The sequence below is a fragment of the Actinotignum urematis genome (assembly GCF_051264595.1).
Taxonomy (GTDB): Bacteria; Actinomycetota; Actinomycetes; order Actinomycetales; family Actinomycetaceae; genus Actinotignum; species Actinotignum timonense_A.
The window spans coordinates 95841-109652 of sequence record NZ_JBOZBG010000005.1 but is presented as its reverse complement, the minus strand read 5'-3'; the positions used below and the strand labels follow the sequence as shown (position 1 = coordinate 109652).

The 13812-nt window shown below is 58.4% G+C and carries 14 protein-coding genes and 1 other RNA gene; 7 read left to right on the top strand and 8 right to left on the bottom strand.

What is annotated here, in order from left to right; genetic code table 11:
* Positions 1 to 43: 43 nt before the first annotated feature.
* Both ACRQDJ_RS04245 and ACRQDJ_RS04240 read right to left on the bottom strand, forming a co-directional pair.
* On the bottom strand, positions 44 to 1120 hold the full coding sequence (locus ACRQDJ_RS04245) for an inositol-3-phosphate synthase (RefSeq protein ID WP_284889098.1): 1077 nt from the start codon (positions 1118 to 1120) through the stop codon (positions 44 to 46).
* Between the two features lie 312 nt (positions 1121 to 1432).
* Complete coding sequence (locus tag ACRQDJ_RS04240) at positions 1433 to 2452, bottom strand: Cna B-type domain-containing protein (protein WP_284889100.1); 1020 nt, start codon at positions 2450 to 2452, stop codon at positions 1433 to 1435.
* Between the two features lie 240 nt (positions 2453 to 2692).
* Between ACRQDJ_RS04240 and ACRQDJ_RS04235 the strand changes: the two genes are divergently transcribed.
* The 7 genes from ACRQDJ_RS04235 (at position 2693) to ACRQDJ_RS04205 (ending at position 8071) form a co-directional block, all read left to right on the top strand.
* On the top strand, positions 2693 to 3745 hold the full coding sequence (locus tag ACRQDJ_RS04235) for a hypothetical protein (protein WP_284889101.1): 1053 nt from the start codon (positions 2693 to 2695) through the stop codon (positions 3743 to 3745).
* Positions 3746 to 3806: 61 nt separating this feature from the next.
* The gene (locus tag ACRQDJ_RS04230; RefSeq protein ID WP_284889103.1) at positions 3807 to 4844 is read left to right on the top strand and encodes a YxiH-YxzG fusion protein; all 1038 of its coding nucleotides are present in this window, start codon (positions 3807 to 3809) and stop codon (positions 4842 to 4844) included.
* 262 nt (positions 4845 to 5106) lie between these two features.
* Positions 5107 to 5480, top strand: a transfer-messenger RNA (tmRNA) gene (ssrA, locus tag ACRQDJ_RS04225).
* A gap of 91 nt (positions 5481 to 5571) precedes the next feature.
* A complete protein-coding gene (locus ACRQDJ_RS04220) occupies positions 5572 to 5913 on the top strand; it encodes a helix-turn-helix domain-containing protein (protein WP_435717814.1) in 342 nt (113 codons plus the stop codon).
* On the top strand, positions 5910 to 6773 hold the full coding sequence (locus tag ACRQDJ_RS04215; RefSeq protein ID WP_284889106.1) for an ImmA/IrrE family metallo-endopeptidase: 864 nt from the start codon (positions 5910 to 5912) through the stop codon (positions 6771 to 6773). The genes ACRQDJ_RS04220 and ACRQDJ_RS04215 overlap by 4 nt, the downstream gene beginning before the upstream one ends.
* Positions 6774 to 6778: 5 nt before the next feature.
* Complete coding sequence (locus tag ACRQDJ_RS04210; RefSeq protein WP_284889107.1) at positions 6779 to 7426, top strand: PIN domain-containing protein; 648 nt, start codon at positions 6779 to 6781, stop codon at positions 7424 to 7426.
* Positions 7427 to 7588: 162 nt separating this feature from the next.
* On the top strand, positions 7589 to 8071 hold the full coding sequence (locus tag ACRQDJ_RS04205; RefSeq protein WP_284889108.1) for a hypothetical protein: 483 nt from the start codon (positions 7589 to 7591) through the stop codon (positions 8069 to 8071).
* Positions 8072 to 8155: 84 nt separating this feature from the next.
* Here ACRQDJ_RS04205 and smpB read toward each other — a convergent pair whose 3' ends face one another.
* From smpB to prfB, 6 genes are all read right to left on the bottom strand, one after another.
* A complete protein-coding gene (gene smpB / locus ACRQDJ_RS04200) occupies positions 8156 to 8686 on the bottom strand; it encodes an SsrA-binding protein SmpB (RefSeq protein ID WP_026429507.1) in 531 nt (176 codons plus the stop codon).
* Between the two features lie 15 nt (positions 8687 to 8701).
* On the bottom strand, positions 8702 to 9421 hold the full coding sequence (locus ACRQDJ_RS04195; protein ID WP_284889109.1) for a hypothetical protein: 720 nt from the start codon (positions 9419 to 9421) through the stop codon (positions 8702 to 8704).
* Positions 9422 to 9503: 82 nt separating this feature from the next.
* The gene (locus tag ACRQDJ_RS04190; protein WP_284889110.1) at positions 9504 to 10820 is read right to left on the bottom strand and encodes a murein hydrolase activator EnvC family protein; all 1317 of its coding nucleotides are present in this window, start codon (positions 10818 to 10820) and stop codon (positions 9504 to 9506) included.
* A 62-nt stretch (positions 10821 to 10882) separates the two neighbouring features.
* Entirely contained in the window at positions 10883 to 11797 is a 915-nt protein-coding gene (gene ftsX / locus ACRQDJ_RS04185; protein ID WP_126135352.1) for a permease-like cell division protein FtsX, read from the bottom strand.
* Complete coding sequence (gene ftsE, locus ACRQDJ_RS04180) at positions 11797 to 12489, bottom strand: cell division ATP-binding protein FtsE (protein WP_026429511.1); 693 nt, start codon at positions 12487 to 12489, stop codon at positions 11797 to 11799. Before ftsE ends, ftsX begins: the two co-directional genes overlap by 1 nt.
* Before the next feature lie 117 nt (positions 12490 to 12606).
* On the bottom strand, positions 12607 to 13806 hold the full coding sequence (gene prfB, locus ACRQDJ_RS04175) for a peptide chain release factor 2 (RefSeq protein ID WP_284889113.1): 1200 nt from the start codon (positions 13804 to 13806) through the stop codon (positions 12607 to 12609).
* Positions 13807 to 13812 lie beyond the last annotated feature (6 nt).

Sequence of the window (13812 nt, the reverse complement as noted above, 5' to 3'; positions counted from 1 at the left end):
CGGCCGCCACGTTTGTTGAGATGAGATGGTGCGGATGCCGGGCTTAGCGTTCCACTTCCCCGCGGATGAAAGCTTCCACCGCGGCGCGGGCTTCCTCATCAGGGCGCTGCTGCGCCGGCGACTTCATGAAATAGGCGCTGGCGGAGAGCAGCGGGCCGCCGATGCCGCGGTCGAGGGCGATCTTGGCGGCGCGGATTGCGTCGATGACCACGCCGGCCGAATTCGGGGAATCCCAGACCTCGAGCTTGTATTCCAGCTTGACCGGAATATCGCCGAAATTGCGGCCTTCCAGGCGCACGAAGGCGAATTTGCGGTCCTCGAGCCAGGGCACCCAATCGGAGGGACCCACGTGGATATCGTGCGGGTCGAGGTGCTGGGTGATATTGCTGGTGACGGCCTGAGTTTTGGAGATCTTCTTCGACTCCAGGCGCGAGCGCTGCAACATATTCTTGAAGTCCATATTGCCACCCACATTGAGCTGGTAGGTGTGGTCGAGGGAAATGCCGCGCTCTTCGAAAAGTCGAGCGAGCACCCGATGGGTAATGGTCGCGCCGATCTGGCTCTTAATATCATCGCCCACAATCGGCACACCCGCGTCCGTGAACTTCTGGGCCCACTCCGGGTTGGAGGCAATGAAGACCGGCATGCAATTAATCATGGCGACGCCGGCATCAAGGGCGGCCTGCGCGTAGAACTTCGCGGCCTCTTCGGAGCCGACCGGGAGGTAGGAGACCAGCACATCGGCCCGCGCTTCCTTGAGCGCGGCCACCACATCAACGGGTTCGGCATCGGATTCGGTAATGGTGGCGCGGTAGTACTCCCCCAGGCCATCGAGGGTGGGCCCGCGCAGCACCTCCACCCCGGTAGGTGCCACATCGCAGATTTTAATTGTGTTATTTTCACTGGCGTTGATCGCAGTGGCCAGGTCAAAGCCGACTTTCTTGGCATCGACGTCGAAAGCCGCGACGAACTCGATATCTCGAATATGGTAATCGCCAAATACCACGTGCATAAGGCCCGGGACCGTTTCGCTTTCAGATGCGCCGTGGTAGTAAGTCACGCCCTGCACCAGCGAGGACGCACAATTACCTACTCCCACAATGGCAACGCGAATCGACATACGGTTACTCCTTTGTAGTTATTGATGAAACGTGATTGTTTTTTCAGCCATCGGTGCGGCGGGCGCCGCGGTGAGCGAGACTGAACGGGGCACCTGTGCCCCCATCACCAAGCCACTATGGCACTTAAATGTGCATTTGTGAAGAGACCCTGCGGGTGGATGTGGTTGAGTCGCGCGCGTGAGGGCGCGCGGGGGCGCGCGTGAGGTGGCGTAGGCGCGCGCGGGGATTCGCGGGTGTATGGGAATGGGGCGGCGACTTGTTGGCGTCGCCGCCCCACGATGAGTCACATTAATGTGCTGAGTCCGCGGCGCTTAGCTGCGCCGTCGTACCACCATCACTCCTCCCGCTGCCAGGCACGCGAGACCTGCCAGCGTCACGGCCGGGCCGGCCAGGGACGTTCCCGTTTTCACGAGCCGCTCGCGCGGCGTGGGCGTGGTTGTAGGAGTAGGAGTTTGCGAGGATGTTGGCGGTGTTGTTACGGGTGGAGTCGTTGCCGGCGGCGTCGGCGGAGTCGTTTCCGGAACCGACGGGGTCGGGGTCGGCGTAGGAGTGGGCGGCACGATAGAGTTCGTCACCACGAACCCATCCGTCATATTGCCCGTCACGGCCGACTTATACCCCTCAACGGCAACTTCCGCGATCTCGTAATTAATGAGATAACCACCCGCGCATTTATCCACCTCAGCGAAGGTAGCCGTCCAACCTTCCGCTTCACCAACAGTCTTTCGGGCGACTTCCTTGCCGTCAGCGAGCAGAACGAAAGTGATGTTCTCCGGGCGGGTCTGCTTGGCATTATCGTTATCCTGCCAGGCCTTCGTTGCCGAGACATCAGTGGCCAGAGTATTCGTGAACTTGAGGGTGCCATCCGGATTCATGCCCACATCGCTGCGGTACCCGGGCGTGGGAATTTCGGTGATATTGTACTCAACCTCGTTATCTCTCCAGGTAGGGCCGGCAAGCTCATACTTGGGGACGCTGAAGGTGAAATTCCAGTCGTCAACCGTTGAGGGATAATTGATGACCACGAATTGGTCCTTACTTGCCTCGTAGCGTGGATTGATCCAGATTTGTTCGCTGCGATCCTGGTAGACCTTGAAGACCGCGTACTTGATCGTTTCCTTCGGGACCTCCGTGAGCAGATTACCTTCGGCGTCGCGCGTGTACTGCGTTCCCCACAGCTCCAGGGTGATGAAATCCGGGTGTTCCTTGGCCGGGCACTCTATCCGCGCGGCCGGACTATCGGCCGGTTGCGCTTGCGCGGAGGATGCGATCCCCAGCAAAGCCAGAAGGAGCGCTACCGCTGCAGCACCGAGTTTTCGCATATACGTCATCTTCGTCCTCCCTTCATCAGCTCAGCCATACCCGGGGCGCAGGACATCATCATCGCCGCATTCCGGTCGCGAAAAGGCGTGTTTTCTTGTTTTCGCGCGGCTGCTTGTCTCATCCTCGCCCATCGAAAACGTGACGTGCGGGCTCTAAGTCCCGCACTTTAAAAACGACGACGCAGCCACCTCCCCCACCAGCGCATATGCCACGATGGCGCGGAAAAATTGATTATGAGAAACTGGGGTATGTCCCAAGAATTGCGCGTCATCACGCCTAAATATCAAGCCACGCTGGAACCGCCGGTTATCGGAGCTGCGCTTGTGGAGGCCTCTATTAGCTACGACGGTTTGCCGGTGGCGATCTGGAGCACTGCTGAGGACGTGCGTAAGTTTTTCGGGCGGTCGGACGATGGCTGTCACCCTAATGTACATGTCAATGGTGTTGTTGAGGCTCTGCTGACACGTCATAACAGTGCCGGCAAGGTTATCCAGAAAACACCTATTTTTCGATTCCCAGTTTGTTTCCCCCACATCCAATCATTACCCTCGGGAGCTTTTCTTCTCGTCGGGTCACGGTGCCGATGGCATGCAGCGGAGAAGCGTGCTGACCACAACGCTTTCATCTATGACTTCGAAGGCAAGCTACTCCGGAGCGGCGCTGTTGGAGACGGAGTTACCGATGTCCAAGCACTCAGCGACGGTACCTTCTGGACCGGATATTTCTACGAAGGAATTATTGGTAATAACGGATGGCATGCGCCGTTTGACCCCGATGGCGCAGATAAGGAAACTCGCGAACCAATCGGCACGTGTGGATTGATCCGCTGGGACAACAACCTCGAAAGCGTCTGGCGCTACCCTACTGCTGAGGAGCTGACTCCCGCCTTCGGTGAAGAGCTTGCCCGCCGTGCATATATCGACGACCATCGTGCGTTGCACTGTACGGATGAGGTCACAACAATATGCCCAAATTACGACTTTGCCATCATGAGCATTGCCGGTAATCAGGTAACCCGTATTGTTGAAACCCACGGCGCACTACGCGATATTCTCGGCCTCGCCGTATCAGGTTCACACATTCTGGCCTACTGCGTGGAGCGCGGTGGCGGAGACCACTACTTCGTCTTATCAGATACTACGAACGGGTATCAGGAAATTGAGAAGTGCCACATCGATTGTCCAGAAGAAGTCTATGGTCCATGGTGGCTTGCGAGTTGCCGAGATTCAAAAATACATTGGATTGACGACTTTGGCGTGTGGTTCACTGTGGATATCAACGACGTGTGGCCGGATGAGTAGCGTGAACGGTGCGGCGTCGTCGTACCTTAGCGTGAAAAAGTGAAGCGAGGGAAACTAAAGCATGGCTGAAGAAATGCGCGTTATTACGCCCCGGTACCAAGCAACTCTGCAAGCGCCGGTCAAGGGCGCCGTGCTTGTGCAAGCCTCCATTAGTTATCACGGGTTGCCGGTGGCGATCTGGAGCGATGCAGAGGGATACGCGCGCTTTTTCGAACGTAACGAGAATTTTCCGAGGGTTTTCGTTTCTGAAGAAGCGGATGCGATTTTCGCGCTGCACAATGCTGACGGGACAGTGCGCATCGCATCGGCACCCGTCGATCTGCCCGTTTCCGTTCCCTGTATCCAATACTTGCCTGACGGTACGTTCCTTGCCGTCGGCGCGCGATGCCGATGGTCCAACGACCGGCATGAAGCCACGCACAATGCCTATATCTATACAGTGAACGGGGAGCTGGTGCGATCCGGGGTGTTCGGTGATGGCATCCAAGATGTTCAGGCGCTCAGCGATGGCAGCATCTGGACAAGCTATTTCGATGAAGGAATTCTTGGTAACTTCGGCTGGGATTTCGGAGTACGCGGGGAGAAAAGCGGCGAGGCGGAGAACCTCGCTATCGGATTTTGTGGGCTCTGCCGCTGGAATAGCGAGCTGAAAGCCGAATGGCTGTATCCTGACCGGCACGATGTGGAACCGGAGTTCGGTGAGGAGCTGGCCCGCCTGACCTTTATTGCCGATTGCTATGCCATGAATTGCACCGAAGAGCAGACGGTTATTTGCCCCTACTCAGACTTCCCGCTGGTTACGATCGCAGGGGATCGGATTACGCGGATTATTGATACCCGCAAGGAAATACCGCGGCTGAGAGGTTTGGCAGTTTCGGGAAATCATGTGCTCACCTACGGCGATTACCGCGAACCTATCTGCGCCTTTGCAGATACGAGCGACGGCTACCGCGAAATCACCCGCTGCCAGGTACAACACGCGGACGATGCCACGCTCCCGTATTATCCCGCCGGGTCCCGCGGCTCTGCGATCCACTTCATTGACAGTCTGCATCGGTGGTTTGTGCTGGATGTGGATGAGGTGTGGGTGGAAGCGTGAGGCTGGCCTGGAGAATACTCCTGTGGCTAGCGTCGGATCCGGGTTCGATTCCCGGAAATCTCCACCTAAAGCTGCTCCCCTCTCCAATACATCGACGTGACGAATTTAAAAATAGGTACAGATTCTTACTCCGAAATAGAATTCGGACTTCATTACATAGCAGCGGGAATAGCGCATGCGGCGCCGTCGTTGTAGACTAGTGAATCCACCGCGTTGCCGGCGTTGAATGCCGGGCGGGTGGGACTGTTTGATAACAGCATACGGGGATGATCGGTTTCGACGGCGGTAGTTAGTCGGAGGGAAGCGGGCCGAGGATGTAGAGTCACCTCGATAACGCTCTCTGCAACCTATAGGTGCCAAGAACAAGAGCACCGATTTCGCCCTCGCTGCCTAAGCTAAGCGACCTGCGAAATCTGCTGAACTAGGTGTGCTTTCCGCCTAGACCTCAGCATCGTTGAGAAAGCCACTGGTGAGTACGTTTGCTACGGGCGTGCTCGCGACACCAACATAGATAGGTTCGTCAGGGCCTGGTTCGTGTGGAACCCTGGAGCCGAAAACAACTATCAACGAACTGCGCCCGGAGAATACTCCTTTGGCTATCGTCGGACCCGGGTTCGATTCCCGGCATCTCCACTTATGATGAGCACCCGCTCCGATTTTTCGGCGCGGGTGCTTACTTTTGCACGGAGATTCTTGTAGAATCAAAGTGTAGGGAGAGTGATTCAGTATGAGTGCTAGTGAAGCTAGGATCGGCCAGCGTATTGCCGCCGCGCGTGCGTGCGTGGGAATGTCGCAGCGCGATTTAGCTGCAAGTTCGGGCCTGTCCCAATCCACAATCCACCGGATAGAGGCGGGGGAACGCCCTGCAACTCTCATTGAGCTTTCCCTTATTGCTGATGCCTGCGGAGTTCTGGTCGATCATTTACGGGGTACGGACTCAATTCAGAGTGAGGTCCGTTATGCCGACCGTACGGACACCGCGGGCGCTGAGGGTCTCTATGATTACCTTGTCTACGCTCTTGGTCTTGCCCGGCGTCTTGACGATATTGGGATTCCGGAGGCGGCATGAGCAACGAAGAAATTGCCCGGAAAGCCGCTGCGCAATTCCGCCAGGAACACGATTTAGGATCCGCCCCGATTCTCAGCGTGACCCAGCTACTTGAACGCGTTATGAACGTTGGTGTCGCGTTTGTTGCTGGTGCCGCGCCGGGTCACGGGATGGTGGTGGACTGGGAAAATAAGCGGCTTGTTGCGGTGGGTTGTACGGATCAGCCCATGCAGCTACGTTCTACACTTGCCCATGAACTTGGCCATCTGTGGCTAGGGCATCTTGACCGCCACATGAGCACTTCACAGGAATGGAGCACAGGTACTCCGCGGGAGGATCAGGCAGATGCTTTCGCTCGGCATTTCCTTATGCCAGCAGAAGCTGTAGCTGATGTCACGCAAGGAAAGGAACCCACTCTAGCTGTGTTATCAGATCTTGTTCACAGCTACCTGGTTTCGCCGGCGGACGCTGCCGTTCAGCTTCGTGAGAGTGGTGTTATCGACCAGAGTACATGTGAAGAATGGAGTGCTATTCCCGCACCTTCACTTGCCGCGCAATTTGGATGGTTGTCCGAATACAAGCTCCTCGCTGCGCTGGCAGAACAACCACGCGCTCCTCAGAAACTTCTTGCTCGGGCGATTGAAGGCTATCGATGGGGTGCCATTGGCCCGGCCGCTATAGCGCGCCTGACGGGCAGAAATGATTACCACGTTCTGATTAAAGAGTTGCGAGCAGCTGGAATCACTCCTGTTGAGATGCCGGATATTACGGCTACTGCCCCTCACGATACCGGTGCGGAATTAACTGCTGAGGAATTGGCCCTTTTGACAGGTGAATCAGGCCGCGCCACCCGGAAGCTGGCGATCCCAACGGGCGGATAGCTGCGATGTATATTCTCGACACGGGACCGATCTTTAAATTCTTCGCCACAGATTGTGTACCACAGCTAGTGAAAGCACTGGGCGGTAACCCTGTGCACGTACCGGAAGCTGTGGAATTTGAAATCTATGACACTCCGAAACGTCGTCCTCAATTTAAACGAGCTGCTGAGACATGGCTAAGGCTTCCGGGACGGTTCAAAAGCATTATCTCGGATGCTCCAACAGAGGATATGCAGCAATGTTGTCGCGATGTACTGGGAGTTGAGTTTGATGATATGTACTCTCTTACGAAGGACAGAGGCGAGAATATGGCCATCTTGCACGGTGTCCTTCTGGCGCGATCCGGGGAAAAAGTTGTCCTTGTTTGCGATGAGGAAAATGGAACTTCCCTGATCAAGAAACAGGCTCGTTTGCTGATGATCCAGCATCAACGGGGGCTCCATGTGCCCGGCGGTGCGATAACGCATGCCACCACTCTCACTCTTCTGCAGTGGGCAATCGAACGGGGCGGGTTTAAGAATCGTGCCGAATTCATCAAGAAATACCATGCGATGGCGTCTTTAGATGAAGCGCTACCGAACGACATCAAAGCTACTGGTCTCACAAAATCGCCACCTTGGCCGAGAGAATCACGCTCGAATGATTCGCAGTAGGTGGCAGCTTCGCGGCATTCTCTGTAACTGACGGCCGATCAATCCTTAAGCTCTGGAGGTCTCTGCCTGCGTGGCCGAAAGAATAAGCGCACCGGGCCAAGGCGGAATACTGTGGGACTTGCAGCACCGCCCAGCTCAGGCAACCACAACTAAAATTAGGGTGTGAAACGGCAGATTATCTTAACCATGATCGCCGCCCTCGCTCTCACCGCGTGCGGCACCACTAGCAAGTCCAAAGAATCAGCATCAACGCCAACCCCGACTCCCACAACAACGGCCACATTCAATAAATACAAGGGTAAAAACCTCGAGGTGAGCATCATCGATAAAACACCTTTTGGCAACTCGAAAAATAATGGGGACGGCACCTGCACTCTGCTCGAGAACGTCGATATCGGCGTATACGAGCAAAGTGATACAAATCGGAATAACGTAATTGCCTTCGGTAGCGCCCCGGCCGGAACCCTAGGCGAGCTTCGGGATAACTTCTGCGCATATTCGCCAATTCTCACCCTGCCCGCGAAAAGCTGGAACAATGGCGACGCATGGTTCATCGACTACATCACGCCAAGTAAAACCTTCATAAAAGCAATGCATGCGGATCGCACCGTCCGACTGGTCATCTCAGCGAACGGGCTGCGTTAGGTCAGGATGCTGCGCCTTCACAGGGCGATTTCACCAACCCCGAGATCTGCAACCTCAAGCCTTGCCACTCATTGCGAGGAAACGCTACCGCACCAGCCCTTCGCGGCGGCGTGCGGCAGACATCGCCCGCTGCGCCTCCCGGTCCGCTTCGCGCCGGCGGATCGTCTCGCGCTTATCCCATTCCTGCTTGCCCTTGGCCACCGCGATTTCCAGCTTGGCCAACCCGCGCACAAAATACAGCTCGAGGGGCACAATCGTATAGCCCTTCGCCTCGACGGCCCGCGCCAGCTTCTCGATCTCCGATTTGTGCAGCAGCAGGCGCCGCTTGCGGGTGGGCGCGTGATTCGTCCACGTTCCCATCGCGTAAATCGGGATATTGATCCCGTGCGCGTACACCTGCCCGCGATCCACCTCGATCCAGCCGTCCACCAGCGAGGCCCGGCCCATGCGCAGCGCCTTCACCTCGGTTCCGGATAGGGACATCCCCGCCTCAAAGGTGTCCTCAATGAAATAATCGTGGCGCGCTTTCTTATTGCGCGCGATCACCTGATGCGCATCGGCCGCCGCTTTCGCCTGCTGGGCCGCGCTCAGCTTTCCTTCTTTTTTCTTCGCCACGCGGGCTTCTCCGTTCTAATCCTTGAGTTCGCGCTGGTCAGTGATGAGGAACCACACAAAAATCAGGGTTCCGGCCAGCAGCACCACCGCCGGCGCGCTCACGTCCAGCAGATGATCGGTGAAGAACGACGGCGCAGCTGCCGCATCGGTATTCACCGTCAAGGTGATAATCAATCCAATAACAAAAGTAGTCACGCCGGTAGCTACCCCGGCTACCGCGATTCCCCGCCGCGTGGCAATCGTATTAATCATGCGGCGTACCATCGCCAACACAATGAGCGCCGCGAAACCAACCGCGAAAAGCAGCGTGCCGACCGCGTAAGGCGAATCGGTGATAGCAGCCCGATCCCACACAAACCAGGCGAGCACCAATCCCAAAACACCGGTGAGCACCTCATAGGCGGTGGCTTTGCGCTGCCCACGCGCGTAGCGTTTCTCCAATTGCCGGCGCGAATACTCGCTCACATCAGTTTTCTGCTTCTTCTTCGCCGGCGCGGATGTTTCCGCGGAAGTCGGAGCACCTGCGCCCTCACCAGCCGGAACTGCCTTCTCGGTTTCCCCGAGTTTGGTAGCGGCACCGGGCTGAGCAGCCACCCCGGCCGGCTTCTCCGCACTAGGCAAGCTGCCCGGCCCTTGCGGCGGCGTCGTACTAGAAACGCCCGGCGCGGTGTCACGTACGGTTGAGGGTGCGTCGGTGGTGGGAGCGGGATCGGTTGAGCCGTGTGCTTGTGTCATGACATCCTCTTCGTCAACTTCGCGTCAGGCCGCTCCTTGCGCCGGGGCATTCGGCCACGGCGACGCGAACGGGTACGCCGCGCTATTCGTAGAATCCGGGCAGGGACATCGGGTCGATGACCACGCCGTCCTGCCACACCTCAAAGTGTACGTGGCAACCGGTGACCATGCCCGTCATACCGGTCCAGCCAATCACATCGCCCTGGCCCACGCTCTGCCCCACGGACACATTGAAACCGGAGAGGTGGTTGTACACCACCACGTAGGACGAGCCGTTGATATAGCCGAGGTTGAGGATGACCTGGTTGCCGTGGGTGCCGTTGCCGGAGGCCGGGCGCACCGCCGCCACCACCCCGGCGGCCGCCGCGTATTGCGGATTACCGCAGGCAGAACGCAAGTCCACGCCCTCGTGCATCCACCAGCCGCCGTCGAAGGGATAGACACGCATCCCGAAGGGCGAGGTCACGTACAGTGGGGCCGGCACGGGCGGAATGAGCGCACCCGAAGCTGCCGGGGGCGCCGCCGGGGCACCTCCCCCGCCACCGCCCTGAGCTGCTGCTTCCGCGGCGCGCCGCCGGTTTTCTTCATCAATGCGAGCGATCTGCGCGGCGGTGTCATCGCGGGCCGCGTTCATGGCGGACAGCGAGTTCTGGAATTCCCCGCGCCGAGCCTCCAAAGCCTGGGATTGCTGGGTGACGGAAGCTTCCAGATCCGCGAGCTCCTTGGTGCGGGCCGCGGCCTGCGCCTCCTTCGATTTCTTTTCCGCCACCGCGGCATCGGCCTGGCTCTTGAGCTGGGAGATCTCCCCCTGCACTGCCTTTTGCCGCTGGGCGCGGGTCCGATTCGCGGCCGTTGTTTGGGTAACGTCGGTGAGAGTTTGGGATTGCACCCGGGTGATCGCCTGGTTCGCGGACAGCGCGTTGAAGAAATCCGCGCTCGACTTCGCGCCGATCAGAAGCTCCACGGTGGAAACCCGGTTATCACCGCGGTATTCGGAACGCGCAATCTCGCCGAGGTTATCGCGCGTTTCGCTCAGTTTCTTCTCCCCCTGAGCAATCGAGGTGGTGATGGAATCGAGCTCCCCCTCAGCCGCATCCAGGCGCGCCCCAATCTTTTCTTGTTCGCGCTGAGCTGCTGCGGCGTCGTTCTGCGCCTGCAATAACGCGGCCTGCGCCCCGGGGACCTGCGCCTGCGTTTCCTGCAACTTGAGGTAAACGTTCTGCAAATCCACGTCCACGCCCTCGAGGGAGGAACGCAGATTCTCAATTTCGGCTTCCTGCTGTTCTTGCTGGCGGACGAGGTCGTCGCGGTCATCGGCACGCGCCGGCGTCGCTAACCCGGCAACGCCCAGCGCCCCCGCAGCCAGCGCTCCCAACCATCGTCTGCTCCCGATTCTCACCGGTTCACCTTTCCTATCCGTATGCGGTACGACGACGCCGCGGCGCCGTCGCCCCACGTTCACTACACGCGCGCGTACCTGCGCAAAGCGATCCAGGACGCCAGGCCGGACACCACAACCGAGCCGATGAGCAGCCAGGGCGCTACCTGGAGGGCTTCGCTGACGCCGATCACGCGAATCCACGGCAGCGATTGGGAAATCCAGTCCTCGAGCAGGAATTTCGCTGCCAGCCACAGCCCGCCGACCGCGAAAATCGCACCGACGAGCGAGGCGATAATTCCTTCGAGGATGAAGGGCAGCTCGATGAAGAAATTCGAGGCGCCCACGTAGCGCATAATCCCCGTTTCGTTACGCCGCGACATTGCCGAGAGGCGGATCGTGGTGGGGATGAGGAGAAGCGCGGTGAGGATCATGACCGCGGCCAGCCCGCCGGCAATTGCGGTGAAGCGGTTGAGGGTGGCGAAGACCGGCTCGATTTGTTCGCGCTGGTCGTACACGCTCTGCACTCCGGGGCGGTTGCCGAGGTCTTCCACGAGGACCTGGTACTTTTCCGGGTCGTGTAATTTGACGCGGAAGGAGACCTGCATCTGGTCGGCGGTCACCGTGTCACGCCACACCGAATCGCCCATTTGTTCGCGGTAGTTCGCGAAGGCTTCTTCTTTGGTTTCGAATTCGTAGCGCTCCACCTGGGAGGCGAGCGGTTCGGTGGTCAGGGCGGTATCGATGGCCTTGATTTGTTCCTCGGTGGCTTCGTTACCGGCGCAGGGTTCGGTGGCGTCATTCGCCGCACACATAAACACCGAGACTTCCACCTGGCTGTACCAATCGGCACGCAGGTGGCTGATCTGGGTTTGGAGCAGCGCGGCCGCGCCCACGAAAAGTAGGGAAACGAAAGTGACGAGGGAAACCGAGGCAGCCATCGCCTTGTTATTGATAAGTCCCTTGAATGTTTGGGACAGGACGAAACGACTGCGCATTAGTGTTGCCCTCCTCCGTACTGGCCGCGATCCTGATCACGGACGATCACGCCGTTGGCCAGCTCAATAACGCGTTTCCGCATCTGGTTGACGACGGTGGCATCATGGGTGGCCATAACCACCGTGGTTCCCGAACGATTGATGCGATCCAGGAGGCGCATAATCGACAGCCCGGTATTTTGGTCCAGGTTGCCGGTCGGTTCGTCGGCGAGGAGGATTTCGGGGCGATTGACCATGGCGCGGGCAATGGCTACGCGCTGCTGTTCCCCGCCCGATAGTTCGTTCATGCGGCGGCGTTCCTTACCGTCCAGGCCCACCATTTCCAGCACTTCCGGCACTTCGGTGCGGATGCGGTGGCGGGGCGCGCCGATGACCTGGAGCGCGAGCGCCACGTTATCGTGCACGTTCTTATCGGGAAGGAGCCGGAAATCTTGGAACACCGTGCCGATGCGGCGCCGCAGGAAGGGGACGCGCCGCTGGGAAACAGTGGCTAGATCCTTGCCGAGCACCTCGATTTTTCCGGATGTTGGCCGTTCGGCAACATTGATGAGCGAAAGCATCGTTGATTTTCCCGAACCGGAGGGGCCCACGAGGAAAACGAATTCGCCGCGGTCAATATCCGCGCTCACCGAATCCAGCGCGGGTTTCGCGCCCTTCTGGTAGAGCTTCGTCACCTTGGTAAATGTGATCATAAACTTGCCCTTAGATTACTACTATCGTGCTTTACCCTACGGAACAGGCCGTAAAATCGCGCGGGACGCGCCGCGTACCCGGGGAAATTCATGCGTTTCCTCCCCCGCTTTCCCCACTTAGTCACCGGTTTTGTCGCCTGCCTTATCGGTGGTCTTGCTGCCGGTTTTATCGCTGCTCTTTTCGCTCGCCTTTTCGCCGGCTTTTTCGCCTGTGGCGCGCCAGCGGATACCGGCGTCGATGAAACCGTCAATATCGCCGTCGAAAATCGCGTCGGTATTCCCCGATTCGTACCCGGTGCGCAGATCCTTGACCATCTGGTAGGGCTGGAGCACGTAGGAACGCATCTGGTCGCCCCACGAGGCTTTGATATCTCCGCGCAATTCTTTCTTTTCGCGCGCTTCCTCTTCCTGTTTGAGGAGGAGCAGGCGCGATTGCAGAACCCGCATCGCGGCGGCGCGGTTTTGGATCTGCGATTTCTCATCCTGCATGGAGACCACGATCCCGGTGGGAAGGTGGGTGATGCGAACCGCCGAATCGGTGGTATTCACGGACTGACCACCCGGCCCGGAAGAACGGAACACATCGATGCGAATGTCCGTATCGGGAATATCGATATGGTCGGTTTGTTCGATCAGCGGAATAACTTCGACGGCGGCGAAGGAAGTCTGACGCCGCCCCTGGTTATCGAAAGGCGAGATGCGCACCAGCCGGTGGGTCCCGGCTTCCACCGAGAGCGTGCCGTATGCGTAGGGAGCACTCACCTCAAAGGTGGTTGATTTCAGCCCGGCTTCTTCCGCGTAGGAGGTATCGAGCACCTTGGTGGCGTAGCCGCTGCGTTCAGCCCAGCGCAGGTACATGCGTTGCAGCATCTGCGCGAAATCAGCCGCGTCCACTCCCCCGGCCCCGGAACGAATGGTCACCACCGCATCGCGCTCGTCGTATTTGCCGGAGAGCAGGGTGCGGATCTGGAGTTCTTCCAACGCTTTTTCGGTGCTCGTCATCTCTTCGCCGAGCGCTTCGTAGACTTCACGAGCCGAAGCCGGATCCGAGAGTTCTTCTTCCTGCGCGATTTCAAGGAGCGCACCGGCATCGTCAATACGGGTACGCATTTTCTCGAGTTTCTCCAGTTCGCTTTGTGCGTGGGAGAGTTTCGAGGTGACCTCTTGGGCGCGGGCGGTATCATCCCAGAGCCCGGGTGCGGAGGATTCTTCCGTCAGCGCGGCGATACGCGCGGTGAGGCCCTCCACATCGGTCACCGCTTCGATTTGGTGAAAAACACTGCGCAGATGGTCAAGACGTTCGGAAAAATCACTCACGGCATA